Genomic DNA, 255 nt, shown 5'->3' on the forward strand with positions numbered 1-255 from the left:
CTTCCAACAGCTGCTTGTAACCAAGCGCCACGTCTTCGATCGACAAGGTATCATCCGACGTGCGGATGAGGTACTTTCCGTCATATTTGCTCGCGTCGCGTACGGCTTGTTTATGGAGACGGAGAGTCCCATCTTTCAATTGCCGCACATATTTTCCGTACGTCGGATGCGCCCGCAGGGCACAGGCTTTCTTATGATGTGCTTCGTTTGCCTCCTGCCGCAAGGCATCGATCTGCGCTTCGATGGATGCCACGA

1 pseudogene is annotated in these 255 nt (G+C 54.1%); it reads right to left on the reverse strand.

Going from position 1 to position 255, the window contains the following annotated elements:
- Positions 1 to 255: pseudogene (locus HCN83_RS18125) on the reverse strand (IS1634 family transposase); the annotation flags it as partial.

This window comes from Alkalicoccus luteus (genome assembly GCF_012034335.1).
In the GTDB taxonomy this organism is placed as follows: Bacteria; Bacillota; Bacilli; order Bacillales; family Salisediminibacteriaceae; genus Alkalicoccus; species Alkalicoccus luteus_A.